Origin of the sequence: Methanosarcina acetivorans C2A (genome assembly GCF_000007345.1) — an archaeon.
In the GTDB taxonomy this organism is placed as follows: Archaea; Halobacteriota; Methanosarcinia; order Methanosarcinales; family Methanosarcinaceae; genus Methanosarcina; species Methanosarcina acetivorans.
Map to the genome: position 1 here is coordinate 5,314,780 of NC_003552.1, position 26,158 is coordinate 5,340,937.

The following is a 26,158-nucleotide window of genomic DNA, read 5'->3' on the forward strand; positions in this document are numbered from 1 at the left end:
CGTATCCAGCTGATTATGCTGGCTCCGGGAACAAAAAAGAGACAATAACCTTCTTGGAGGAGGCAGCCGAATAGAGCTGTTTTCTCCTATCTAAATATTTTTAAACATACTTCCAATAAACCTTTAAAAAATCCTGTTGGTCCGGCGTTTCAAAAGGTCCGAAACCTGATCTGCCTTTTCAACAAACTTGAAATGAGGCCAGATTCTACCGCCCGGGCCAACCGGCAACCCCATAAAAATATAGGAGGTCTTCAAAAAATTAGATAGAAAAAGCACTTATTTTTCTTTAGAGGCTGTCTTAAAATTCAAATCATTTCTACATTTGGATAGTACGCATTGTTGATCTTAAGGTCACTCAGTAAATTAATTATATCTAACATATTAGCTCGATGCATAATATCAAATGCATTAGACATCATGGTTAAAATTTAAACTTTAGACATTTAACGGTTCAATTCTACCGTTTTTTAGTCCAAATACATGAGTCCTATCCCAATTGTATAATCAAATTGAATTTTAAGACACGCTCTTACACGGATTGATTTCGGAAATTTGTTTTATATGAACTGAAAGTCAGGTATGCCCTTCAGCAAAAATCGAGACAAGGTATAAATTACCTTTTACTTAAAGCTCATTTTCAATTTTCAATTTGAACCGTGTTTTTCATTCAACATTTTTCCGGATTATTAAATGCTGTTATCATCTGTTTGATCACCGGAATTTTAAAGCCAAATACTTCAAACCGGCTGATCCTGGAAGCTCAAAAATCCGTGAAAATAAAATGCAGAAATAACAAAGTCCAGCCATGTTCTGCTTCCTTCAAAGGTTCGAAAATCCTCAAACCAAAAAATTCCCTGCCTGATCATACCGCTTCTCAAATCTTCGGTCCCGGAATTTCAAAGCCGCTGAACTCGACATCGTCAGCACTTATGGTAATGCCTGAAAAGCCTGTGAAACCCGAAGAGTTCAGGAAAGGGTCCCTGATGCCTTTTAGTGCAGGAGATGAACCGGCATAGGGAACATACCAGACGACATCACCTGTGAATGCATCCAGAGAATAGAGGCTTCCGTAGCCGAAATACCCGTCATCTTCGCTTCCCGAATAAACGAGCCTGTCGGCGACAGCTACCGAACAGGTCCAGCCTCTGATTCCTCCATCATCTGCTGTCTTTGAAGGAATTGACCAGACAGGTTCGCCTGTAGTCGCATTAAAACAGTAGGTTTGCACGTTTGTATAGCCTCTGCACCCTCCGCAAACGTAGACAATCAACACTCTAAAAAAGTTATTGTAATTCAATGTTATCTATAAAGTTCAAACTTGTTACCATTTTTGTTATATTTATATCAAGTGACTCAGATAAATAGAGGTTGGAAGTAAAGATGTCGTCCAGTTTAACTTACAGTAATCTCCGGTTAAATAATGGAGCAAAAGTTAAGCTTATGTCTTCCAAAACCTCCTAAAGAATATAAGTTTATCTCCGCCTGAAAAGCGCGGAGCATAACTACCACATCAAGAGATATATGGAAGACATTGAAAATCGATGTCAACTTCACAAACCCAGAAACATCACCGTATGAAAAATGATTTCTTGGACTCTTCCTTGAGCATTGAAATAAATCGAACGAAGCGGAAACAAAGTAGGGGCTCTTTATGAGAGCCCCAAATCCTCCCAATTTAAGGTTTCACCGTTTTTCATAAAAGTCTTCGTTTTTCAAGGATATTTTATATTATTTGAATTTTCAAAGCCAGATTTCTTGTTTGAAGCATTTTGCAATACTATATTAAGGGCTTTAAAAACTTTTTTCCGGTTTAGAGATTCCCATTGGAATCTTTCCTTAAGTCCCGTTTATCCAGCATTCTCAAAGCTTCGGCTGCAGCCCACCTTACATTCGAGTCAGGATCATCCAGATTTTTAACAAGGGGATCTGTTGCTTTTATATCCCCTATTTTTCCGAGGGCTTCAGCTGTGCATTTTCTCACCCAGGGGTTGTCGTCGTCAAGCATATTGATAAGCGGACTTATCGCCTGCGGAGCTCGGAGGTTTCCGAGCGCGTATACGGCAGTGATCCTGAGTTCCGGGTCGGGTTCTTCAAGCATCCTGAGGAGAGGGGAAACCGCCCGTTCGTCCCCAAGATTTCCAAGGGCGTATACAGAGGCGTTTCTGACTTCAGGGCTGATATCAGCCAGTTTTTTGACCAGATGAGGAACCGCCTTTTCGTCCCTGAGGTTTCCAAGGGCTTCAGCAGCATGCTTTCGGATGTCCGGGTAGGGAGAATCCAATCTGGAGAGGATGGCGGCCAGAGCTTTTTCATCCCCGATTTTCCCGAGAGCTGTCAGGACCTGCACCTGAAATTCTGTGGGAGCGCCAGCCATCGGACTTTCTTCCAGTTTTTTGAGAAGGACGTCCATAGAATCCTGGCTTTTCAGGTTTCCGAGAGCCTCGGCTGCAGCGGCCTGGACTTCGGGGGCTTTGTCCTCCAGCTTTTTGACGAGGGGATCAACTGCCCTTTCATCCCCAAGTCTGGAAAGAGCGCGGACTGCCTGCAGCCTGAGCCCCTTATTTTTGTCTTCCAGGCATCCGATGAGTTCAGCTACAATATTTTCGTCTCCTACCCGGCCTAGAGCTTCAACTGCAGCTTCCCTGACCCGGGGATTTTTGTCGGCCAGTTTTCGCAAGAGTGCATCTACTGCCTGTTCATCTCCCAGCCAGCCAAGAAGCTGGGCTGCAGCTATCCGGACCTCAGGTTTTTCGTCTTCAAGTCCCTGAACGCAGAGTTCCATATCCCCGGGGCTGAGCTCCATTTGCCCTGAAGAGCTCCAACCCTCAAGCTCCCGGAGGAGGTTCGTGAGGTAGGTAAATTTCTCGGAGGAGGTTTTCAGTCCGGAAACATCACTTAACATCTCCATAGACAGATAAACGATGGCGATGAGGGAAGCTACTAACGAAAGCAGAGAGGTAAAAAGCATGAGCTCTATCTTCAATTCCGAGGGAGAATGCAGACTGAAAATGATCAGCATCAGCCCGTTGAGATATATACTCCCGACAGCCGTGTAAGAAACGATTTTCAGAGGAGGCTTCAGCCGGTTCGCAATAGAATGGATGCTGTCCAGGTTCCTCTGCAGGGACAGCGCAAAAATGGCAATAAACACGGCGTAAACTGCAGCTATCGACTGCATCACCGTTGAGGGAACCCAGAAGTAGTTATTCATACTTTCGGTCCCGGTTCCGGAATCATTCCCGGAAAAAAGAGCGTAGCTCAGAACAACCAGAATAGAAAAGAAAAATAATTCCAGTTTGTACGTTTTAAAATCAGCTAATTTCATATGAACAGGCAATTTGTATTCAAATTGTTATATAAAATATTCGCCCGCCTGATAAGTTCGGATAATTAAATCCTGGAAATAATAACACTACCAGTTATAAGACTGGCAGTTATAAGACCTTAATCACGACCTGGTCTCCGCTTTTAAGCCCGAACTGCAGAGCTGCGTTCCCCTTATTTATCGCAATTTCGAGAAAGCCATGGCTACCTATAAGGGCAAGTGCCTCTTCCTGCCCGACGAAACCGTAAGTCCGGACGAAGGAGACTTTCCGCCCGTTTACCTCGACCTTCGAGCCAAAGGTGCAGAATTTCAGAACGGCATCTTCCGGGATATTTGTGATCACGTTTCCGAAACCGTCCGAAAAAACGACTTCCCCCACAAGAAAAGGACCGTCAACTCCGAAATTCCCGAAATCGAGATCCACGAAATCCGAGATTCTATTCCCTACAACATCTATTGGCATACCTTTTGAAAGCCGGGCTCCCACAGGTGCGAAAATATCTCTGCCGTGGAAGGTTGCCGAAACCCCCGATTTAAGCATCAAGTCCTTATTTGTGATCTCATACACCTCCATCTCCCCCAGCCTGCGGGCGGCAGGAATCAGGAGCCCGTTGTCAGGGCCCACGAAAAATTGTTCTTCTCCTTTACTGCCGGCTTTTACGGCAAGGGCCCGGCGGGAAGTCCCGACTCCGGGATCGATAACTCCAACATGTACGCTTTTAGCCGAGAAATACGGGACAAGGGAATAGAGAGCAAAAGCGCCTTCCCTGATTCCTGCCTGCCGGATGGAATGAGTGATATCAACTATCCGTACTTCGGGATTAATTCCAAGGATTACGGCCTTCATGGATGCAGGATACAGGTCTCCAAAATCAGTGGTAAGGGAAATTACGGACATGAATAATATTCGGCTTTTTTGCTATTTTACACTATGTAGAATTGAAAAATAAAATTAAGATGTTGGGGAGGATAAAGTCTAAAATCAAAAAAGATGGGAAAGCGTGGAGAAAGCATGAAAAACTGAAAATGAAAAATTAAACTCCGGCGGCTTCAGCGAGATCTCAACGCACAGGGTCCGGTTGCACATTTCCCACAGGCAAACTGATTAAGTTCGGGGAAAGCTTTTGAGTTTTCCCGGAGCTGCCTGTAGCACTTTTCTTTATCAAGACCTCTTATACTGAGAGCTCCGGCCGGACACCGGTCCACACAGACAAGGCATTTTTCTCCCTTTTTATAACGGCAGAACTCTTCGGTCGGACGCGGAGTAGGAGGAATTTCAGCCGAGATCAGAAGAGTCCCAAAGCGACCTGCACACCCGGCTTTCGTGATAAGCATCTGGTGGACCCCGAAAGTGCCCAGGCCCGCAGCATAAGCAGCGCTCTTGTGGGACCAGGCAACGTCAAAGCCCTTACTCGTATAATCAAAAACAACACCGGGCACAACTGCCTCTATACCTTCTTCTGCCAGCGCAGCCTTCAGTTTTTCGTTGATTTTCCCTATCAGATTATCGGTCTCACTCTTGGCCTGAATCCATTCCTTTATCGGATCTGGAGACCGCCAGTTCAGTTCCACAAGTTTTTTGTCAAACGGCAGGAAAAATGATACCACGGTTTTTGCCCCGGGAAAGACCTCTTTCGGATGCAAGTGGTGAGGACCTATGATTTCTTTCATTTCATCAAAAATAGGGTCGTCAGCTGAAGCATAGCCAACAAGAGGTTCACGATATCGGATTTCAGTGCCAGGATTTGCGGCTGCTTCTTTGATAATACTCTCGATCTTGTCTTTGAACTCCATACTGGTTTCTCCGATAAATTAACATTTTTACAAAGTATCAAATAGGTTTAAAATCATAGTAAAGTGAGGGGATTTGTAATGATAATAGGAACTACTGAAGTAATAATGGTCACTTTTGTGGTAATTTATATTATAATACTATTGCTGTTTTTGAAAATGGTATATAAATTGGGAAAAATTTACAACATTCAAAGCGAGCAATCGGAAAAAATTGACAGTATTCAAAGAGAAATAAACAGGTTTTCCAGAGGGAATTGAAATAGAAGCTTTGTGATTTTCTTATTTCGAATTGTTTTCTTCAAGTTTTCTATAATGATAATCTATTCTTTTCTTTTAAAGATTATATAAATTAAAGAAAAGCTGACAAAACCGGTATTTCAAGCAGGTATTACAAAAACTTTCTGTAAAACCTGACTGAAAGTTATATATGCATCCTGTTTTTGAGAACATGAGATGCCAGCGCGTACACCACCAGATTAAATATAACAAGAACTCCAAGCTCAGGATACAGGTCAGAGACCCCGGAATTATTCAACATGGCATCTTTTATGCCGTTAAGCACATAGGTGCTCGGTACGAGATATGAGGCATACCTTATCTCTCCAGATAAATCGGCCAGCAGGGCCGGTAAAATCAGGGGAGCCATGCAAATAGTGGAAAGCAGAGATGCCGAAGAATAATTTTCGGTATAGCTAGCAATCAGAAGCCCGAGGCCTGTGAACGCTGTAGAACCAAGGACTATGAAAAACAGGACCACAGGGAAGTTACCAGCGAATCCACCATTAATAAAAATTATAAGCAGAGATATGAATATTGTAAGGAATAAACCAAAAAAAGACTTGCCGTAAATCACATCTTTTACTGAGGCCGGGGATACAAGTATTGCATCAAGGGTTTTTTTCTCTTTCTCGATAGTCAGCGTGTTGGGCAAAACCATCATCCCAACAAATATTACCGTAAACATAACCCAGATTGGGACGTTAACCCGGGACTGCAAGTCCGAGGGGAGAGTATTTAAAGAAATATCTACCGGGTAATCCTGTCCTGCAAAATCCATAATTACATCTTTGTAAGTTTGTAAAAATACAACCGATTTTGCATCATAAGGGTTGACCGTAATATTAAGGGAAGGAGTGAAACTATTTTCAAGATCGATACTGAAGCCTTCCGGAACAAACACCATAGCCGCAACTTTTTCAGTGTAAAGCAATTCTTCGGCTTTATCGGCAGAACCCGTAATGATTATATCATAACTCCCTGTAGAGCTGAGATACTCAACAAAATCTGTGCTGGAACCTCCATCATACACCGCAATGGGGACTACGATGTTATCAGTCAGGGAGACTGTAGAGTTAAAAAGGATCGACAAAAAGACCGGAGTTAGTAATATTATCAATATGTTTTTGCTTTTAACCGAGGATATTAAGTCCTTTCTGAAAATAGCCAGAATAACATTAAGATTCATCAGTCAACCTCTCCCCGGTTAGTTTTATAAAAACGTCTTCAATTGTAGCCTCTTTTGAATGTACAAGGAATATTTGACTATCATCCGAGAGTTTTTTAAACATATCACTGCTTGCCTGCGTATTCAGCGGTGATTCGTAAATATCTCCTGTTACGGTCTCAATCCTGAGAACGTCTGCTCCATACTTCTTTTTCAGATTCCCAGGTGTATCCATAGCTATTATGGAGCCTTTATGTATGATAGCCAGACAATCACATAAAAAATCCGCTTCCTCCATGTTATGTGTTGTAAGGAGGATCGTTTTACCCCTATTTTTAAGATCAAGAATCATTTTCCTTATTTCCCTTGCCGAATGTGGGTCCAGCCCGCTCCCGGGTTCATCCAGAAACAAAATATCGGGATCGTTAATTAAGGCCCTGGCGATCATTATCTTCTGCCTCATCCCTTTTGAAAGAGCTTTTATTTTGTGTTTCTGGTACTCTTTCATACCCACAAGTCCCAGCACCTCATAAATTATTTCCTTTGGAACCCCATATAATTGACGGAAAAAATGAAGGTTTTCATAGACAGTCAAATCTTCATAAAGGTTCTGTGACTCAAAAACAACCCCTACTCTCTTTTTAATCTCTGCTGCATCTACCTCAGTGTTGAATCCACCAATATATACAGATCCTGAAGTAGGAGAAAACTGACAGGTAAGAATCTTAATGGTAGTGGATTTCCCTGCCCCGTTTGGGCCCAGAAGTCCGAATATGGTCCCTTTTTTGACACTGAAAGAAATATTTCTCACAGCTTCGAAATCACCATATTTTTTAGACAAATTTTCAACAACTATCGCCTTGTCCAGAGTATCACCGGCCGTCTTAAAGTGCTGGAAAAATTATACTTCCTTGGGTATCATTCGCAACCATTTTACCTTTCTGGCATCCTTTGCCTTTTTGTATTTCTTACTTTGTTTGACTTATTTGCCTTTTAGACTGTTACACTACAGGACATAATAGATGTTAAGAATATTAATTCGTTTCTTATTTATAATACATTGTAATACCATAAAAGAAGTTTTCAGCAACTGCCTTCAAGTTTCAATAAAAATTCCTTGATATCCAGCCCGCTTGCATAGCCGGTAAGTTTCCCGTTTGCCCCGATGACCCTGTGACAGGGCACGATTATTGCAATCGGATTCCGGTTATTTGCAAGCCCCACAGCCCGGGAAGCCTTCGGATTTCCAATGTTTTTTGCAATCTCCCCGTAAGTCCTGGTTTCCCCATAAGGGATTTCTTTCAGGGCATTCCAGACGGATTTCTGAAACTCCGTGCCTTCAGGAGCAAGTTTTACATCAAAGGATTTGAGTTCTCCTGCAAAATAAGCTTCAAGCTGCCTGGAAGCTTCCCTGAAAAACTCCTCATTTTCTACCCAGCTATCCGGAACTTCGATTTTCTTTTTGCCTTTCATGAAATTTACATATTTCAGCCCTTCTTCGTCTCCTGCAAGGAGTATGGGACCGATTGGGGATTCGAATATTGCGTAATACATAGTTTTCTCTCCCTGGTTTTTCCATTAATTTTCCTTATTTCCCGGGGTTTTGTATCTTTCGGCAAAAAATCTGGCGATTCTCTCCTACTTTTTAGCAGATGGTATTTATATATCAGATTAATGAAAAGTCCAAATTTTATGAGATTAGGATCGACAAACTCAATAAAAGATGCAACAACAAATATAACCTTTGGAACCTAACCTTTGGAACCAACTAATAATTATGAGCGTGCTTCAAATTCTGAAGGAACACGAAATTTTGATTAAAGAAAAAATCGGGGTCAAAAGGATATATAGGCATATTCGGGTCTTTTGCCAGAGGGGAAGAAAAAGCCGGAAGCGATATTGACGTTCTTGTAGAATTTGATGAAACAAAAATCACTTTTGATGATTACATGGATCTCAAATTCTATCTTGAAGACTTTTTCAAAAGGGAAGTTGACCTGGTTATCGAATCCTCGATCAAGCCCGGGATAAAAGACAATATCATGGGAGACGCAGTGTATGCCTGAAGATTTTACTGTTTTTATCGAAGACATTCTTGTTTCCATAAAAAGATTCAAACGTATGTAGAAAGCCTTTCGTTTGAAGAATTATCTCATGATGAAATGAGGATTGATGCCGTCCTGCGCAATCCGGAGATGATCGGGGAGGCTGCAGGTCGTATCCCCCTGATGTGAGGGAAAAATATCCAGACATTGAATGGAGAAAAATTGTAGGTTTGAGAAATGTTCTGATCCATTAATATTCAGGAGTGAATCTCAAAATAGTCTGGGATATTATAGAGAATAAGCTTAGTCCATTGAAAACTGCGCTTTTAAAAATGGATTTTTCCTGAACTGGCAAATGAATGAAAGTTCGCTGTCTTCAAAAAGTTGAATGCCTCTTGCCAATAGAAATTGGTTTGCCCGCTTAAGTCTACCGGAACAGACAGAGGTAAAAATAGCGGAAAGAAATTGGAAGGGGAGGACAGTTAAATGTCTCAGGTACCCTGGAGTTTTTAATTCATTGACCCTCCAATCTATAATCTCCGGTCGATCAATTTTCGATCGATCAATCCCCCAGAGGTGTATTCCAGAAGGAACCTGAATAGATGTTCAGGCTTTCTACGGCAGACTCAAATTTCGGCCTGTTTCTCTCCTTTTCCAGCTCCTCAAGCTGCCGGATCCTGAGCTCCATGACAGCCATAACTTCTTCAAAGATTTGTCTGTTAATCTCAATCCCGAAATATTTCTTGAGCTTTTCTTCGGGCGTCATTGTGGAACCTGCTGAAAGGTAGGCTATGTAGTTTTCATTAAAGGTCTCCGGATCCGCCCTGTACTGCTTGAAGAGAGAAAGGGTTATTGCTTTCGAAACTGCGTAGTTGAAGGTGTAGTAGTTATTTGTCAGGAAGATGTGGTGGATATAGATCCATTCCGCAGAATCTTCAGCATAGTATTCGATGGAGTCGCTCCTGTAGTCTTTATACAATTCGGTCCAGAGGGCGTTGAGTTCTGCTCCGCTGATAGTTCCGTTTTCATAGCCTTTTTCAGCACAGAGCCGATGGGCCTTATGTTCGAATTCCGTGATCATGGGCTGGAAGGAGAAATATTTCTACGAAAGATTTTGGGACCGAGTAATTGGAGAAATTTTTCACCAGTTGGGAGAGATGTTCTTGAAAAAACATGACTCAATGTTTTTTTGAATTGTTCTCGTATTTAGCATTAACAATTCATTTAATCACCACGTTTCATTTTATAACACCTAGTTATAATATTTAATTTTATAATAGAGAATAAATATTCAGATTTGAAGTAAGTATAAACCATACATATATCTTTTATGGCCAGATCATCGAACAATTCCTGAGAAAACATCGGGATTCCCCCACTTACAAAAAATATTCTCAAAAAAGCTCCAAAGAAATTCCGGGAAGAGAAAGATATAAGTAGTCAACATTTAGATGTTTACTTACATTCCTTCCATCAGGTGGAAGTTTTAACAAAACATCGAATGCAGTTCTGGTAAGAATGCGAAGGAGAATGAGGATATTGCGAGAAGTAAAGGAAAGAAATCAGACTCCTTCGGGACTTCGCAGAAGAAATGAAGCTTAATCATGGAACAGATACGGCAAAAGAGAGCCCTATCGAAGATTACTCATGTACAGTACACTTGAACTTATTTCATGTGAGTTTTTTGTACATTTCAACTTATTGTTTGAAGAGAACATCCCGGAAAAAGAATTCAGATCCCTGAAAGGGTAACGATAGAAACCGGAGAATTCGGAAAAATCCGGGAAATAGAGCGGTGAAAAAATGACAACCAGGAAAACACTTACAGCATTTATATTACTGGTTCTGCTGGTTCCGGTCCTTTTTGTATCGGGCTGTACCGAAGAACTCAGTGCGGAAGAAATAGCAGAACAGATGCAGGAAAAAGAAGATAGCATTCAGGATTATTCGTATACGATGCAAATGACTTCACACCTTGGAAATCAGACACAGGAAAGTGAGGTCCAGGTCCTGCAAAAGAAACCGAACAAATCAAAAACCATTTCAATAGAACCTGAAGAAGAAGCCGGCACCATTGTGGTTTCGGATGGAGAATTTATCTGGACCTATGACCCGAAAACAAATACGGTCATGAAAATGGAAATGCCGGAGACTCCGATATTGGGGGAAATAGATTACACCGAAATTATTGACGAATTCCTGAACGAAACGGATGTTTCCCTGCTTGGTGTGAAGGAAATCGACGGAAGGCCCGCATACCTGCTTGAGACCAGCCCGAAAGAGGAGGAAGAAGGATTCAAGCTTGCAGACGGGATGAAAATCTGGGTAGATAAAGAGACATGGATGCCTCTCAGGTATGAAATGTATGACAGCGATGGAGACCTGGTGATGGAAATCGAGCTCCGCAACCTGGAAATTAATACAGGCATCCCGGACTCCGAGTTTGTATTCGAAGTGCCGGAAGGGGCAACCGTAAAGACTGTGGACCTCGACTCGTTCGAACTTCCGGAAGAGATGACCCTTGAAGAAGCCAGAGAATCTGCGGGATTTGAAATCCTGGTCCCGGAATACATCCCCGAAGGGTATACCTTTAACTATTCGACGGTCTCCAACAACAGCTGGATAGCTCCTGAAGGGCAGGCCTTCGAGACTGTTTCCCTGACATACGAAAACGAGGAGGAAGATAGCATTTACCTTTCGGAAACCGTATATGAAAGCCAGGCCCCGGATGCTGCAATCATGGACTCTGCAGAAGACATTGACATTAACGGAAGAGACGGAAAATACCTTGTCTTCGGGGACATGAAGATCCTGAGCTGGGAGATAGGGGATATCGACCTGAGCCTTACCGCTTCCCTTGAGAAAGACGAAATGCTGAGAATTGCGGAGTCCGTACGGGAGAATACCTGAAAAACCCGTTAAATATCAGTTGAAACCGAAAAAGGTGAGGAATATGGCAACAAAGAAAATTCTATTCCTGCTGACCTTCATAATTCTGGTTCTTTTCGCATCGGGCTGTACCGGGGACCTCAGTGCGGAAGAAATAGCAGAACAGATGCAGGAAAAAGAAGCCAACATCCAGGATTACTCGTATACGATGCAAATGACTTCACACTTTGGAAATCAGACACAGGAAAGTGAGATCCAGTTCCTGCAAAAGAAACCAGATAAGATGAAAACAGTTACACTAAAACCTGAAGAAGAAGCCGGCACCATTGTGGTTTCGGATGGAGAATTTATCTGGACCTATGACCCGAAAACAAATACGGTTACAAAAATGGAAATGCCGGAAACCCCAACACAGGGGGAAACAGATTATGTAGGAATTATTAGCGATTTGCTGAACGAAACGGACGTCTCCTTGCTAGGTATGGAGGAAATAGACGGTAGGTCCGCATACCTGCTTGAGACCAGCCTGAAAGATGAGGAAGAGGGTTTCCGGTTTACAGATGGGATGAAACTATGGGTGGACAAAGAGACATGGATGCCTCTCAGGTATGAAATATATGACAGCGGCGGAGACCCGATGATGGAACTTGAAATCCGTGACCTGGAAATTAATACAGACATACCGGACTCTGAATTTGTATTAGAGGTGCCGGAAGGGGCAACCGTAAAGACCATAGACCTTGGCTCATTTGAACTCCCCGAAGAAATTACCCTCGAAGAGGCAAGAGAAGCTGCGGGATTTGAATTCCTGGTCCCGGAATACCTCCCCGAAGGTTATGCCTTCAACTATTCGATGGTCTCCAACGAAAGCTTGACAGTCCCTGAAGAGCAGACCCTGGAGACGGTCATCCTGAGATACGAAAACGATAAGGGAAATATAATTTCCCTTTCGGAAACCGTATACGAAAAGGAGATTCCGGAAGACTCGGAAGCTGCAATCACAAATTATGCCGAAAACGTTACCATTAACGGGATAGACGGAAAATACCTTGCCTTCGGGGACATGAAGATCCTGAGATGGGAGATAGAGGATATAGATCTGATCCTTACCACTTCCCTGGAAAAAGACGAAGTGTTGAGAATTGCTGAGTCCTTGCAGGAAACTGCCTGAAAACCTCGTTAAATATCAGTTGAAACCGAAAAAGGTGATGAATATGGCAACAAAGAAAGTGATATTCCTGCTGGCCCTCGTAATTCTGGCTCTTTTCGCATCGGGCTGCACGGAAAAACAACCAAACGCCGAAGAGATTGCAGCCCGGATGCTGGAGAAGCAGAACAGCATTGAAGATTACTCGTACACAATGCACATGACCTACTACATCGGGGAAAAGGTTGTAGAAAACGAATTTAAGACGATTTACAAAAAACCACACATGATAAAGAACTTCATTGAAGAGCCAGGAGGGGAAGAAGAAACGCTCGTGCTCTCGGATGGGGAATTCAGGTGGACCTATGCCCCGGGGACAAACACGGTCATGAAGACGAAGATCCCCGAAACCCCGGAGTTAACCGAGGATGACTATCTCTCCATTATAGGAATTACCCTCAACGATACGAACGTATCCCTTCTGAAAACAGAAGAGATTGAAGGAAGAGAAGCCTATCTGCTGGAAGCTACTCCGAAAGAGACGGGAGAAGATACCCCTGCATACAGCATGATAGTCCGGGTGGACAAAGAAACCTGGATGTTCCTCGGATACGAAATGTACGACAGCAACGAGACCCTGCTTTCAAAAGTAGAAATCCGGGATCTGAAAGTAAACACCGGGATTCCGGCCTCCGAATTTGAGTTTAAAATCCCTGAGGGGGCGACTGTAAAGACCATGGACCCCGGAGAGGTCGAACTCCCTGAAGAGTTAAGCCTCGAAGAAGCTGAGGGACGTGTCGGGTTTGAAGTACTGATCCCAGAGTACCTGCCGGAAGGTTACGAGTTCAGCTATGCTACAGCCTACAACACCAGCGAAACATCCCCTGAAGACCAGGCCGCCGAAACGGTCATCCTGACTTACGAAAAAGGAGATGAAAGCATAATTATTACGGAAACCGTATACGAAGGCCAGGCCCCGGAAGTTGCAATAATGAATACTGCAGAAGATATTACCATTAACGGGAAGGATGGAAAATACCTTGCCTTCGGGGACATGAAGACCCTGCGATGGGAGTTAGGGAATACTGACCTGAGTCTTACCGGTTCCCTGGAAAAAGCCGAATTGTTGAAAATTGCAGAATCAATACGGGAAAATGCCTGAAAAACTCCCTGAAAAATAAGAAAGTTAGGAAAAAATCATGAAAGTCAGGTGATGAAGAAAATGAAAGGCAAAAAATCACTGGTCATAATGCTTCTCATAACTCTGACTCTTTTTGTTTCCGGATGTCAGGAACAGGAACTCGATGTAGAAGATATCGCGGAACAGATGCAGGAAAAAGACGCTGGCATTGAAGATTACTCGTATACCATGTATATCACTTCCTGCGCCGGAGCAGAGATATGGGAAGACAAGTGGGAAGGCCAGATAGAAATTATGTATAAAAAACCGGGGATGATGAAAACCCATTCAAAAAATATTGGAGGGGGAGGTAGTGAACAGCTTACGGTCTCGGACGGGGAATTCAGCTGGAGTTACACGCCTGGAATAAACACGGTTTCAAAAGTAAAACTCCCGGAGTATGAAGAACAGACGAAATCCGACTACATGAGCGTCATAGAGTATTTCCTTAATCAGACAGAGGTCACGCTGCTGAGGGAAGAGGAACTTGCCGGCAGGTCTGTTTACCTCCTTGAGGCAGTCCCAAAATTGGGAGGCGGGGAAGCAACTGAAGATGATGAAGATGAAGATGAAGAGCTATCCCCTGGCCCGACAAAAATCTGGGTGGATAAAGAACTATGGATGCCTCTAAAATATGAAACATATGACAGTAAAGGAAACCTTATTCAGAAAACCGAAATCCTCGACCTGAAAATCAATACCGGGATTCCTGATTCCGAATTTGAATTTGAGGTCCCCGAAGGGGCAGAAGTAATAACCATGGAATCGGCCCCGGTAACGCTTCCCGGGGATTTTGAAAAACCGGGGGAAGTTCCCATAGAAGAGATTGAAGAGCATGCCGGTTTTGAACCCCTTGTCCCGGAATATCTGCCCGAAGGCTATGCCTTCAGCCATTCAATGTCAAGGAATAAGGGGGAAGCAGCACCTGACGGGCAGGTTTACGAAATTGTCACCCTGACATATGTTAATTGGGAAGAAGAAAAACCCCTGGTACTTACAGAAACCGTGAACGAAGGAGAACTAAGGGAATCCCTTCCGGAAGAGGGCGAAAATGTCACTATCAACGGGAAAGAAGGGAAATATTTTGAAGAGCCGAGAGATCCTGAGAGGGGGACGAAGCGGTTAAGCTGGAAAATAGGGGACATTGAACTGAACATCTTGGCCTACATCGAAAAAGACGAATTGCTGAAAATTGCAGAATCGATTTGAGAAGTATAAATCTGCATGTGCAAGGTACGCAAATTAGCGGAAAAAACATAGGAAAAGACACAGGAAAAGACACAGGAAAAAGCACAGAATAAAAACAGAGAGTAAAAACAAGAAGCCGAACAAAAACAGAGAGTAAAACAAAAGGCCAAACAAAAACAGAAAGAGTGAAGATGAAAGAAAAGGTGAGAAAGTAAAGCCCTTAGGCCTTACTTCACTTTTTTAACTTTATTTTGCAAGGTTGTAGTTCTGGTTGACGATCTTTAGAGCGCAGAAGTTACCGCACATTGTGCATGCGTCGGTGTCTTCGGGTGCCCTGCTGTTCCTGACTGCTCTTGCGTGTTCTGGGTCGATTGCAAGGGAGTACATCTTTTCCCAATCGAGTTCTCTCCTGGCTCTGCCCATGTCAAGATCCCACTGTCTTGCTCTTTCGGGGTATTTTATCATGTCGCCGACGTGGGCTGCAATTCTGGAGGTCTTGACCCCGGTGATGACGTCTTCGAGGTTCGGGAGTGCAAGGTGTTCTGCAGGAGTCACGTAGCAGAGGAAGTCACAGCCGTAGGAGGCAGAAACGGATGCACCGATTGCGGTTACGATGTGGTCGTAGCCTGGGGCGATGTCGGTTACGAGAGGACCGAGCATGTAGAAGGGCTTGTGGCCGCTCATTTCCTTCATGAGCTTCACGTTGGTTGCGATCTGGTCGAGAGGGACGTGACCCGGACCTTCGACAATTACCTGAAGGCCCTGCTGGTGTGCCTTCTCAGCCACTTCGGAGTTAATGATCAATTCCTGGATCTGGGCACGGTCGGTTGCATCGTGGACCGCACCTGCACGCATTCCGTTTCCTGTAGAAAGGACGACTTCGTGTTCCTTGAGGATTTCAACGAGGTAGTCGAAGTTTGCGTAAAGAGGGTTTTCCTTTTCGTTGTGGAGCATCCAGGAGCTCATGAAAGCGCCGCCGCGGGAGCAGAGCCCGCCATACCTGCCGTGGGCTTTAAGCCTGTCAAGGGTGATGTTGTTGATTCCGGTATGAATCGCCATAAAGTTAGTCCCGAGCTTTGCCTGGGCTTCGGTTGCGTTGAAGAGCTCGTCTTCTGTCATGTGCACGATTGAACCGTACTTTCTGGCAGCTTCGATGAAGGCCTGGTAAAGAGGCACCGAACCGACTGAAAGGGAGATGCTGTCAATGACTTTCTTCCTGATCCCGAGGAAGTCTCCGCCGGTTCCGAGCTCCATGAGAGTGTCAGCACCTGCTTTTTCTGCAGCGATTGCCTTTTGGACTTCCATATTTACATCAACGATGTCCGAGGATACCCCGATGGAGGCGTTGACCTTGGTCCTGAGCCCTTCTCCAAGACCACAGATCTTTACCTGCCTGTAGGGGGAGGTTGGAATAACTATTCTACCGGCTGCAATACCCCTACGGATGAATTCAGGGTCAAGCCCCTCATCCTTTGCAACGATCTTCATCTCTTCGGTGATAATTCCTTTTTTTGCATCTTCTACGATTGTCATCTTTATTACCTCAAGCTTTCAATTTGTCTGTAAGATTATCATGCAGGATTAATACGTAAGTAAAGGGATTGTGAATTAGAACATAAAAAGAAAGTAATTATATATAACACTATTTAAAAAATAAACTTTAATCTTAATCAAATTTACTTGACTTCAGTGGTTACAGATGACGAAAATATACAACAAAGAATTAAAATATAATTTTTATAAAGAGCTTTTAAATTTGAATTGAGAAAAAGACAAGTAAAGTTGATTTAAAGAAGAGTTATTTCTGAAAAATTAGAAAAAAATGAGATGAAAAATAAGATGAAGTTTAAAATGAATAAACAGGACAAAAATGAATCTGGACAAAAATGAATCTGGACAAAAATGAATCTGGACAAAAATGAATCTGGACAAAAATGAATCTGGACAAAAATAGCAGAGACCAGAAAAAATCTCTGATTTTAGATTATTTATTCTGCCTGTTTTTCTCCTGAATCAAGCTTACAGTTTGCCTGTGGAGAGTTACTATAAGGTCGCTAAGCATCCCGAAGATAAACATCTGAAGTCCGAATATAATAAACAAGGTCGTGAGAACCGAAAGGAGAACATGGGTGATATCACTGAACCACTCAACTACCACATAGGTTCCCGTAAGCATACCTGCCAGAATAAAGACGAAACCTATGATCCCGAAATAAAACATAGGATTATGCACCTTTGCAAGCCTGTAAATGGTAGATCCGATTTTGATCCCGTCTTTTACAGGGTTTAGCTTGGTTGCGCCCTGTTTGCTTCGGGGGAGATAAGTGATAGGAACCTCTTCGACTCTCTGTTTTTTCAGGACGCATTCCACAGAGACCTCGGTCTCAATTTCAAAGCCTGTTTTGTTGAGTTCCAGTTCCCTTATACTTTCGAGAGTAAATGCCCGGTAGCCTGAGAGAATGTCCCTTAACTGTACACTATAAGCGATGTCAAAAAGAATATTTATAAGGCGGTTCCCCACAAGGTTGAGCTTTGTGAAAGCTCCGGGAGAATACTTTTCCAACCGGTTACCTATAACATGGTCAGCTCTACCTTCCAGGATAGGCTCAAGAAGAGAAGGAGCTTCTCTGGCAAGATATGTCCCGTCACCATCGACCATTATTACATAGGGGCTCTCGATAAGCTCGAAAGCCTGGATCATGGCCTGTCCTTTGCCTCTTCCGGTCTGCAGGACAACCTTTGCGCCTTCTGCCTCTGCAATCCGCGCTGTCCCATCCCTGCTGTTTCCATCGATTACGAAAATGTTGGAAAAGCCTTCTTTTTTGAAATCTTTAATGAGCTCCCCTATCGTTGCAGCCTCGTTAAGTGTGGGAATAAGAATACAAACATCTGCGTTGTTCACGTTTCACACATATCCTTTGTTGGAGCCTCTACGCATATCGCAGAATCCGTTTTTATTCGGGTACTATCCGTGCCCTTTCCGCAGGAGACAGATCACAATTGAGATAATGGATAGAAAGATTGAGGGTTCTTATAAAAGTCCCATGTTATCAAGCTGCTGACGGACTACTTCCACACCCCTCTCACAGTCTTCGGGGGATTTTCCGCCTGTAACTACCAGTTTTCCGGAACTGAAAATAAGGACAACTACCTTGGGCTCATCGATCCTGTACACAAGCCCCGGGAACTGCTCGGGTTCATATTCGATATTTTCAAGCCCAAGCCCGATGGCAATTGCATTGAGGTTAAGGATGGTGTGCAGGTCTGCTGAGGCAACTATATTCTGGACAGTAATCTGCGGGTTTTCCATTGTCTTGATCCCGATACTGTTCAACTTTTTTGCCATATTGCCGATAACTGTGTGTACGTCAGCAACATTCTTTGCTCCTGTGCAGACAACCTTTCCGGAAGTAAAGACCAGGAAAGCAGCTTTGGGGTCCGAAACTCTATAGACGAGCCCCGGGAACTTCTGCTTGTTGTACTCGGCGCCTTCGAACTCGGATTCAATCACAGTTAAATCAAACTCTTCAGCGAGTTTGGTGGATGCAACCACGTTTTCAATTTTAATGCTAGATTCGCTCATTCGTCAACCCTCAGTATATAAAGCAAGAGTAATATCCTCTAACCAGTATATAAAGCTATAGTTAAATGCCTTGTATACTATATAAATACTATATATAAAGAATATAAATACAACAGAAAAGCTTAAATTATGGGCGCCAGTAAATTCAAAAAAATTGGAATCGAATTGGGCCTCCGCATCGGCTTTAAGGCACCTTATTCTTCAAAGTTTTTCAAGCCTTCAAGAATGGAATCATATTTTTTACAGATTCTTTCGAGAAGGTCTCCCTCTACAGTGCGATGGGTGGGCACCAGGATTTTTGCCCCTTTACCGATGGTCACTCCCTTACCTGAAGTCCCGTAGTCCGGAGCAACAAGAACGCCGTCCGTAGAAATCCTTATATTGAGGTCGTTTACGATCCTTGAGACCATATCAGTTGCAGGCTTTACCTTCCTCTCTACGAGTAAAGCCGAAGACACATACTTTTCCCGAGTCTCCCTGATCTTTTGTAGAGTTTTTTCCACGGTTTTCGGGTTTACTTCATCGGGAAGTTCCTCGGCGAGAAGAGAGACGGCTTCGATAAGGTCATCAAAGGTCGTTGACCGCACCTCAAGGATTTCGCCGTCACAGTGCTGTTTCACGGTATCAAGGTAGCCTGCGGTTACCACAAGCACATCCGCCTCAAGCAGGCGGGAAATTTCCTCTTTGGAGGGGCGGTAGGCATTTGCAACAAAATAGTCCTTAATCCCGCACATGCCCATAAGGGATTCATACATTGGAGTTACAGCAATGGTCTTTTTCCCTACCCAGAGGTTGATCTCGCTCTGCCCTCCCTGAGACTTTAAGAGCTCAATTATTTTCTCCTTTATGGCTCCAGGGTCGTTTCTTTTGAGCCCGAAGTAATCCGCAAACAGCGGGGTTGTGGAAAGCTGCCTGCTCCTCCCGCAGGGCACGGAATCGACAAAACCCCTCTCAATCAGGTCTTTTATGTGGTCATAAGCTCCACTGCCCCTCATTTCTATCAGGTCGGACTGGAGCAGGGGCTGGTGATAGGCAATCATGGAAAGGGTCCGGAGTTTGGGAGCTGATAGTTCCTTTGGGGCAACCTCCCGCATGAGTTCGGAGTACTCGGGCTTGACCTGCATAACATAACGTTCGCCAAGGTCCAGGATTTCGATGCCCGAATCCCGCGAAGAGTAAACCTCCATCAGCTCCTGCACTGCCAGAGAGACATTCTTTTTTGGCTTTCCGGTAATTTTCATAAGTTTTTCAAGGCTTACTGCCCTGCCCGCAGCAAAAAGAGCCGCTTCGATGATTTCAAGCTCACTCATAAGTTTCACGACCAGAAAAGAGGATAAGGTTATACTTCGGTTGGGTTAACGTGTTTCTTCAGGAGAGTCTACAGGAGAATTTATATCTATATGTTCCGGTTCAAAAGAAAGAACCTCAGGATATACGGCTTCATCAGGCGCTCTGTCCATACCCTCAACCTGAGGCTTGCTGCCTGCAAACTTTTCCCTTCGGGAAAGTTCAGGCGCGGAAACATCTTCTATTAAGCCCTGTTTCATCTGATGGAAGAGAGGAGGGTTGCCTTCAGTAGAAAATCCTGATTCTTCTCCTGGATAAATGTACAGCTCCCCGAACATTTCACTCTGGAAAAGCCAGACCTTTCTGCTCGAAGCAAGAAAGAGGAGGGAGAGGTAGTCCATGACCCGGTCTTCACTCATCCGAAGGAGTTCGGAAAACTCAACCACAGGCTGCTTCATAAAGAGTTCAACAAGCCTCGCCCAGATTAGGGCAAGCCTCGAACTTATGGCCTCATCGTGGGCGATCCCGAGCGCATCTCCGGTAGCCAGGGGAGCATCAGGGATATCAGGTTCTTCTGCAGCCAGCCGGGCTTTCTTTTCATTTTTCCTTGAGAATGTCCTTTCAGCTTTTTTGAGCTCCAGAATAAGTTCATTCAGGGTGACAGGTCTTGTGGAATGGCGGCGAATAGGCAGCTTCGGGATGGGGAACTCATCAGGTTCGGGGAGATATTCGTCATCAAAAAAGTCAGGGTCAAAATCCTCGGCTTCCTCTTCTTCCACCTCGAGGATTACTGAAGATTTCATGCGGAGGAGGATAGCGGAATAAAGGAGGGTCCGGGAAGATATCCTCAGGTCCATTTTCTGGAGCTCTTCTACCCTCTGCAGAAAACTGTCGGTTAGCTGCACAACATCGATATCCCAGGGGTCAATCTTCCCGTCTTTTGCAAGTTCGACCAGGATACCCAGGGGCTCATAGGTATTAAACTCCGAAAGGTCGAGCAGAGCCCAATCAACGCCGAGGTATGAGAGAGTTGTCGGAAGCCCGAAAAAGTCGGGGTCTGAAAAAAGAGAGTCCTTTTCCCCGGATTCGCGTGAGGAGGGAAGGCCGGAAATGTTGAGTGCCGCATGATCTGCATGATCTATAAGTTCAGCCATTAAGCTTCACTCCGGTAATACTCGTGATATTATTCTCCTGCATTGTAACCCCTATAGTCCGGCTTGCAGCCTGAATCATGGGTTTTCTTAGGGAAACAACGATGAACTGGACTTTTGAGCCTGAGGTTTTAACCCTCCTTGAGACCCTCTCTACATTCCAGCCGTCAAGGAACATGTCGATTTCGTCAAAGGCGTAGAAAGGAGCAGGGCGATATTGCTGGATTGCAAAGATGAAAGCAAGTGCCGTAAGACTCTTTTCTCCTCCGGACATGGCTTCTATGCGCTGGAGGGTCTTTTCTTTTGGCTGAGCCCTGAGGGTCATTCCTCCTGCAAAGGGGTCGTCGGGGTTTTCCAGCAAGAGTTCGCCCATGCCGTCGGAAAGCTCGTAAAAAATCTCCTTGAAATTGGAATTTATGCTTATATAAGCCTCCATAAAGGCATCCCGCTTGAGCTGTTCGTACTGGTCAATGCGTTCAAGGAGCTGTTCCCTTTCGGTAAAGAGCGTATCGCGTTTGCCCTGCAGGTCGGAAAGCCTTAGTTCCACCTCTTTATACTCATCGATTGCCCGCATGTTTACAGGCTCAAGCCTGCGCATGGCTTCTTCGATTGCCTGAATCCTCATGTAAACGGTTTCGTAACTCGGGACCTCGGAGCTTTCTTCTATGCCTCTCCTCTCTATCTCTTCAAGCAGCTGCTTTTCCTGGTCGAAAAGGGCACTTTTCGTAGCTGTGAGCGTGAGAACCTGCTGCTTTGCCTTTTCAAGGGTGGTTGAAGCTGTATTGACCCTGCGCTTTACCGCACTGTATTCAGCCTGAACATTTTCCCTTTCTTTCTGGAGCCCTATTAGCTCATCGGAAAGCTGAAGTTCCCGGTTCTGTTTTTCCTCAAGCCGTGCTTCAAGTTCCGCTATCTTTGCCTTAAGGGAATCCACTTTTTCCCGCCTTGAAGCTTTCTTTTCATCAAGTTCCCTGATAAGTTCCTTGGCCTCGGCAATCTTCTGTTCAGCATACTCTTTTTCAAGCTGCAGGGCATTCAGGCTGGCTTCGGTATCCCTGATCCTGCCTTCAAGCCTCCGGATTTCCTCGTCCACAAACTCGGCTTTTTTGTTGATCTCGGGGAGAGGAGAATCAGCCAGTTTTGCTTCAAGTTCGGCAACCTGATCCTCAAGTTCGGAGGCAACAGCCTCTTTTTCAGCCTTTTCCGCAATTACCCTGTCCATTTCAGCCCTGAGTTCCGTCCTTGCCTCTTCAATTGCCCTCAGGTCTGCCTGTTTGGCTTCAAGGAGTTCGGCAAGTTTGGCTTCCCTGCCGGCAATTTCCTGAAGCTCGAGTTCTTTTCTGGAAATACTGGCTTCACAGTCGCGGATTTTCCGGCTCAGCTCAAAAACATGGCTTTCAATGCTGTCCTGTTTACTGATCGCTGCATTCCGGCTCGCGTCAAGTGATTTAATCTCTTCTGCAAGTTCAAGAAGTTTGTCTTTTTCTGCGGCTGCAAAAGAGATCCCCGATTTTGAAGAAAGGGACCCTCCAACCATTGCCCCGCTCTTTTCAAGGAGTTCGCCTTCAAGGGTGACCATTCTTGCCTTCCCCATCAGGCGGCGGGCACTGGCAAGGTCTTCCATAACAAGGGTGTCCTGAAAAACATACCAGAAAGCGGGTTCGAACTCGGGGTCAAATTCAATAAGATCGATTGCGTACCCTATTACACCGTTTTCATAACTGAGGCTTCCAAGCCGCCTTGAATCTCTCATTTTGTTAAGCGGCAGGAAAGTAGCCCTTCCGCCCTTTCTCCTCTTAAGGAACTCGATTGCTTCGGCAGCATCTCCGTCATTGTCCACAACAACTGCCTGCATCCTGTTCCCTGCAGCGACCTCAAGGGCAGCCGCATACCTGCGGTCTACTTTTCCGAGCTGGGCAATCGTCCCGTGAATTCCGAAAAGTTCATTTTGCCCGGAAGCCCCGATTACCATTTCCACAGCCCTTGAATATCCGCCTCCCTGTTCCGAAGCCCGAACCCTTGCTTCGGCGATTGCATATTCCTGCTGGAGGCTGTGCAACCTGCTCTCAAGTTTCCTTATGTCTTCCTTGATCCTGAAATGGCTGCTCTCAATATCATCCCGGTCTTTTATAAGGGACTCCAGATTTCCCGTAAGTTTCTCGATCTCATACCGGACAGAAAGGGTATCGCTGTCAGAGGCAGTAACTGCAGCTTCGGCATCCTTGATCTGGTTTTCGATATCCCTCAGTTCCGAAGATTTTCTCCTTAAGGTATCAAGAAGCCGATCCTCATTGCGGATAAGCTCGTTTTTCTCGTTTTTAACGTCCTCAAGTTTCTTGCGGGCAGCCATGAGCTCGTCTCTTGTTGCTGCAAACTTGGCATCCACATCCGCAATCCTGCTCTGAAGCAGCATACGCTCGGTTTTTCTCTCGGATAGCTCGGAAGAGATGCTTTCTTTTCTCACGTTTTCAGCTTCGATTTTCTCTTCTAACTCCGCCACCTTGCCCTTTGTGGCGTCGATATCAACAAACGCTTTTCTGCGCTTTGCATCAGCGTCCTCGAGTTCGGATTCCGAAAGTTCGATGCTGTCCACACAGCGGGAAATTTCCCCTTTGGTCTCTTCGATTTCCTTTTTGACCTGGAGCTGTTCATCTTCCCCTTTTTTCCTGATTTCAAGGGAAATTTGTTCAAGGACCTGTTCAAGGGCTTCTAATTCCTTCACCCTCTCGTCCAGCAGAACCTGGACTTTTTCAAGATGCTCTTCTTTGCCTGCAAGTTCTTTGTCCACGTTTTCCAGTTCGGTTCTGGCATCCTTGAGCTTGGAGAGCAGGACATAACCTTCAAATTTGATTTTTTCAGTTTTCAGAGCCTGGTATTTCAGAGCCTGGTCTCGTTCCCCGGAGAGTTTTCCAAGCTGGGTACGTACTTCCTCAAGGATGATGTCTACGCGTTCGACCTGCTGCCGGACGACCTCCAGTTCTCCGAGTGCCTTTTGCTTACGTTCGTCAAACTCCGCAACCCCGGCAATCTCGTCAATAATCTTTCGCCTTTCCACCGAGGTCATGGAGATGATCTGGGTGACGTCTCCCTGCATCACCACATTGTAACCTTCGGGTGTTACACCCGCCTTTGAAAGCTGGGAATGGATTTCTCCCAGACTCACGGCTTTTCCGTTAAAGTAAAAATAGCTGTAATACGCACTTTTTGTACGCCTGACCTTTCTTGAGACCACAATCTCATCAAGCTCTAACGGCAACTTGCGGTCAGTATTGTCAAAACGGATCGTAACCTGGGCAAAATCGGGCTTTTTTGCCTCGTCTCCATTGTAAATGAGGTCCGTGAGTTTTTCAGCCCGGAGGGTTCTGGAGCTTGTAAGCCCGAGTGCAAAGAGAATCCCGTCTATGATGTTCGACTTCCCACTCCCATTAGGACCGGAAATAGTGGTAAAGTCATTGTAAAAGGAAATCTTTACTTTTTTTCCGAAAGATTTGAAATTAACGAACTCAATTTCTTTTATGTACACGGAATGCCTCTGAGGTTTTGCGTTTTTGAAGAAGTATTCTTTTTTTCAGCCTCATTACGCCCGGGGATCTTTCCGGCTGCAGGTTATAAGCTCAGCATCTTCATTATCCCTGACGTCCACGGATTCATCAACTATCTGTTTTTTCGGGACCTTTTCGGCGATTATGTACTCGCATTTATAATCTTCAGCAGGCCGGGTTTTTACAGAATCTGCCTTCACAGGAGATTGGGACCTTAGAGAAGATCGCAGGCTTAAAGAGGACGCCTTTCCGGTCTGGTTTACAGGAGTTGACTGCCTCGGATTGCCTCTAAATCGTTTTCTATCCCCGCTCTCGGCAATGATATATTCACACTTTGTTTCAACAATTTCCCGTTCGTCGAGTTCTTTTGGCTCAACTTCCTTGATCTTCAACTGGACTTTTGCATTTGTACCCGGCAGAGAGGCAGGACCTTCCCTGAAACCAATCATTTCACGCCCGGCAGGTTTCTCTTTCCTGAACTCAAACCTGCTCTTTGGCTTTCTGGAGAGAGGAGGAAGGTCAAGGGGGTCCTCGAGGACCGGAAGAGAAACAGGAGGAGGAGCTGGAGATACGGTATTTTGCATGTTTCCCAGAGCCGCCGAGAGCTTTTCAACATCAGATTCCAGCTTTTTTATAAGCACTTTCTGGTCAAGCAGCTCCCTGACAAGTCCGTCTTGAATTCCTGCCATTTCTTTCAGCCGCCGTTCTGCCATCGTAGAATCATTTTCCTTTCCGGAATTTATTTCGGCTCGCAATTCGCCGAGGATTGAAGTTTTGAGTGCTGAAGAATCGTGAAGCTCCGTCATTTCGGCCCTGATTTCGGAAAGGATCTGATCCTTAAAAGAGTCCAGCTCAGAACTGTTTTCCATTTCGGCCTGCAGTTCATTGAGAACCGAAATCTTGATTGATTTTTTGAGAGTCTCGAGCTCCTCATAAGTTATTGACAGTCGCCTTTTAGGTGTGTTGTGCAAGTCCCTCTGTCCAGTTCTCATGAAAAATACCTCTAACAATAAATTTGGGTCCCAGGTATCCTTATGTCTGTAATTTTGCTAGCATGAAACATCAGTATAATATAATTTGATTTGATTTGACAAATTTAAATAATGTGTATAGAGTACATGTAATCTTACTTTATATATATATGGTAATCGATAGTATTCAGTCGACTCGAAATAACTTTAGATTATATTATAATAAGATTACTTTATTAACTTTTCTGAAAACAGCCTCAGAAACCATTTAACATAACAGAAGAAATTGAATAAAATATGAAATTTCCAAAGGAAGAAGATATAAACGGGAGAAAAGCCTGAAAACGGGGGAGGAAGAGGGAAAAATGCTTTGAGAAAGCCGGGACTGTTTGCTACAGTTTTCTCTGTAAAGAATTATACGGATGTTAAAATGCCTCACCTCCAGACAGGCAAGACTAAAATCCGGCATTCAGCAAGCCCCTGAAGACAAGAAAGATCTTGAAGCGCACAGGGACTGAAATATAGGATAAATATTTTTTGGAATTATCGGTATAAAAAAGTTTAAATAAGAGAATTGTGCGAAATTCCCCATCCGGAATGAAGCACTCCCTG

20 protein-coding genes and 2 pseudogenes are annotated in these 26,158 nt (G+C 44.4%); 7 read left to right on the top strand and 15 right to left on the bottom strand.

The window, feature by feature from the left end; genetic code table 11:
• Positions 1-886: 886 nt before the first annotated feature.
• The 4 genes and pseudogenes from MA_RS22540 to MA_RS22555 form a co-directional block, all read right to left on the bottom strand.
• Positions 887-1,264: pseudogene (locus tag MA_RS22540) on the bottom strand (PQQ-binding-like beta-propeller repeat protein); the annotation flags it as partial.
• A gap of 546 nt (positions 1,265-1,810) precedes the next feature.
• Positions 1,811-3,325: a HEAT repeat domain-containing protein gene (locus MA_RS22545; RefSeq protein ID WP_157860393.1), complete on the bottom strand. Its 1,515-nt coding sequence runs from the start codon at positions 3,323-3,325 to the stop codon at positions 1,811-1,813.
• A gap of 109 nt (positions 3,326-3,434) precedes the next feature.
• Positions 3,435-4,223: an SAM hydrolase/SAM-dependent halogenase family protein gene (locus MA_RS22550; RefSeq protein WP_011024199.1), complete on the bottom strand. Its 789-nt coding sequence runs from the start codon at positions 4,221-4,223 to the stop codon at positions 3,435-3,437.
• A gap of 152 nt (positions 4,224-4,375) precedes the next feature.
• Positions 4,376-5,119, bottom strand: coding sequence for an epoxyqueuosine reductase (locus MA_RS22555; RefSeq protein ID WP_011024200.1), 744 nt, complete (start codon positions 5,117-5,119; stop codon positions 4,376-4,378).
• Between the two features lie 78 nt (positions 5,120-5,197).
• Here MA_RS22555 and MA_RS29075 point away from each other — a divergent pair, with 78 nt between their 5' ends.
• The gene (locus MA_RS29075; protein WP_048065959.1) at positions 5,198-5,377 is read left to right on the top strand and encodes a hypothetical protein; all 180 of its coding nucleotides are present in this window, start codon (positions 5,198-5,200) and stop codon (positions 5,375-5,377) included.
• A gap of 163 nt (positions 5,378-5,540) precedes the next feature.
• Here MA_RS29075 and MA_RS22565 read toward each other — a convergent pair whose 3' ends face one another.
• The 3 genes from MA_RS22565 to MA_RS22575 all read right to left on the bottom strand — a co-directional run bounded on the left by MA_RS22565 (position 5,541) and on the right by MA_RS22575 (position 8,117).
• Positions 5,541-6,584: an ABC transporter permease gene (locus tag MA_RS22565; protein WP_011024201.1), complete on the bottom strand. Its 1,044-nt coding sequence runs from the start codon at positions 6,582-6,584 to the stop codon at positions 5,541-5,543.
• A complete protein-coding gene (locus tag MA_RS22570) occupies positions 6,574-7,374 on the bottom strand; it encodes an ABC transporter ATP-binding protein (RefSeq protein WP_226990692.1) in 801 nt (266 codons plus the stop codon). Before MA_RS22570 ends, MA_RS22565 begins: the two co-directional genes overlap by 11 nt.
• 272 nt (positions 7,375-7,646) lie before the next feature.
• Positions 7,647-8,117, bottom strand: a complete 471-nt coding sequence (locus MA_RS22575) for a methylated-DNA--[protein]-cysteine S-methyltransferase (protein WP_011024203.1) — start codon at positions 8,115-8,117, stop codon at positions 7,647-7,649.
• A gap of 299 nt (positions 8,118-8,416) precedes the next feature.
• Here MA_RS22575 and MA_RS26125 point away from each other — a divergent pair, with 299 nt between their 5' ends.
• Positions 8,417-8,629 carry a nucleotidyltransferase family protein gene (locus MA_RS26125; RefSeq protein ID WP_248698122.1) on the top strand — a complete coding sequence of 71 codons (213 nt, stop codon included), beginning with the start codon at positions 8,417-8,419 and terminating at the stop codon, positions 8,627-8,629.
• 45 nt (positions 8,630-8,674) lie between these two features.
• Positions 8,675-8,862: pseudogene (locus MA_RS29875) on the top strand (DUF86 domain-containing protein).
• A 308-nt stretch (positions 8,863-9,170) separates the two neighbouring features.
• On the opposite strand, the gene MA_RS22585 reads toward MA_RS29875, so the two are convergent.
• Entirely contained in the window at positions 9,171-9,689 is a 519-nt protein-coding gene (locus tag MA_RS22585) for a M3 family metallopeptidase (protein ID WP_011024204.1), read from the bottom strand.
• Positions 9,690-10,411: 722 nt separating this feature from the next.
• Here MA_RS22585 and MA_RS22590 point away from each other — a divergent pair.
• Genes MA_RS22590 through MA_RS22605 form a run of 4 tightly spaced genes read left to right on the top strand, consistent with a single transcriptional unit; the run spans position 10,412 to position 15,033 of the window.
• Positions 10,412-11,518 (top strand): outer membrane lipoprotein-sorting protein, encoded by a 1,107-nt coding sequence (locus MA_RS22590; RefSeq protein WP_011024205.1) that lies wholly within the window; start codon positions 10,412-10,414, stop codon positions 11,516-11,518.
• Between the two features lie 43 nt (positions 11,519-11,561).
• Positions 11,562-12,668: an outer membrane lipoprotein-sorting protein gene (locus MA_RS22595; RefSeq protein WP_083755970.1), complete on the top strand. Its 1,107-nt coding sequence runs from the start codon at positions 11,562-11,564 to the stop codon at positions 12,666-12,668.
• A 43-nt stretch (positions 12,669-12,711) separates the two neighbouring features.
• On the top strand, positions 12,712-13,806 hold the full coding sequence (locus MA_RS22600; RefSeq protein WP_226990693.1) for a DUF4367 domain-containing protein: 1,095 nt from the start codon (positions 12,712-12,714) through the stop codon (positions 13,804-13,806).
• A gap of 51 nt (positions 13,807-13,857) precedes the next feature.
• Positions 13,858-15,033 (top strand): outer membrane lipoprotein-sorting protein, encoded by a 1,176-nt coding sequence (locus tag MA_RS22605; RefSeq protein WP_048065961.1) that lies wholly within the window; start codon positions 13,858-13,860, stop codon positions 15,031-15,033.
• Positions 15,034-15,258: 225 nt separating this feature from the next.
• Here MA_RS22605 and thiC read toward each other — a convergent pair whose 3' ends face one another.
• From thiC to MA_RS22640, 7 genes are all read right to left on the bottom strand, one after another.
• Positions 15,259-16,545, bottom strand: coding sequence for a phosphomethylpyrimidine synthase ThiC (gene thiC, locus MA_RS22610; protein ID WP_011024209.1), 1,287 nt, complete (start codon positions 16,543-16,545; stop codon positions 15,259-15,261).
• Positions 16,546-16,996: 451 nt separating this feature from the next.
• Entirely contained in the window at positions 16,997-17,914 is a 918-nt protein-coding gene (gene aglJ / locus MA_RS22615; protein ID WP_011024210.1) for an S-layer glycoprotein N-glycosyltransferase AglJ, read from the bottom strand.
• Positions 17,915-18,043: 129 nt separating this feature from the next.
• On the bottom strand, positions 18,044-18,595 hold the full coding sequence (locus MA_RS22620) for a TATA-box-binding protein (protein ID WP_011024211.1): 552 nt from the start codon (positions 18,593-18,595) through the stop codon (positions 18,044-18,046).
• A gap of 194 nt (positions 18,596-18,789) precedes the next feature.
• Positions 18,790-19,905, bottom strand: a complete 1,116-nt coding sequence (gene scpB, locus MA_RS22625) for an SMC-Scp complex subunit ScpB (protein WP_048065962.1) — start codon at positions 19,903-19,905, stop codon at positions 18,790-18,792.
• Between the two features lie 45 nt (positions 19,906-19,950).
• Entirely contained in the window at positions 19,951-21,036 is a 1,086-nt protein-coding gene (locus tag MA_RS22630; RefSeq protein WP_011024213.1) for a segregation and condensation protein A, read from the bottom strand.
• Entirely contained in the window at positions 21,029-24,556 is a 3,528-nt protein-coding gene (gene smc / locus MA_RS22635) for a chromosome segregation protein SMC (RefSeq protein WP_011024214.1), read from the bottom strand. The genes MA_RS22630 and smc overlap by 8 nt, the downstream gene beginning before the upstream one ends.
• Before the next feature lie 54 nt (positions 24,557-24,610).
• Positions 24,611-25,567, bottom strand: coding sequence for a hypothetical protein (locus tag MA_RS22640; protein ID WP_048065963.1), 957 nt, complete (start codon positions 25,565-25,567; stop codon positions 24,611-24,613).
• Positions 25,568-26,158: the final 591 nt, after the last annotated feature.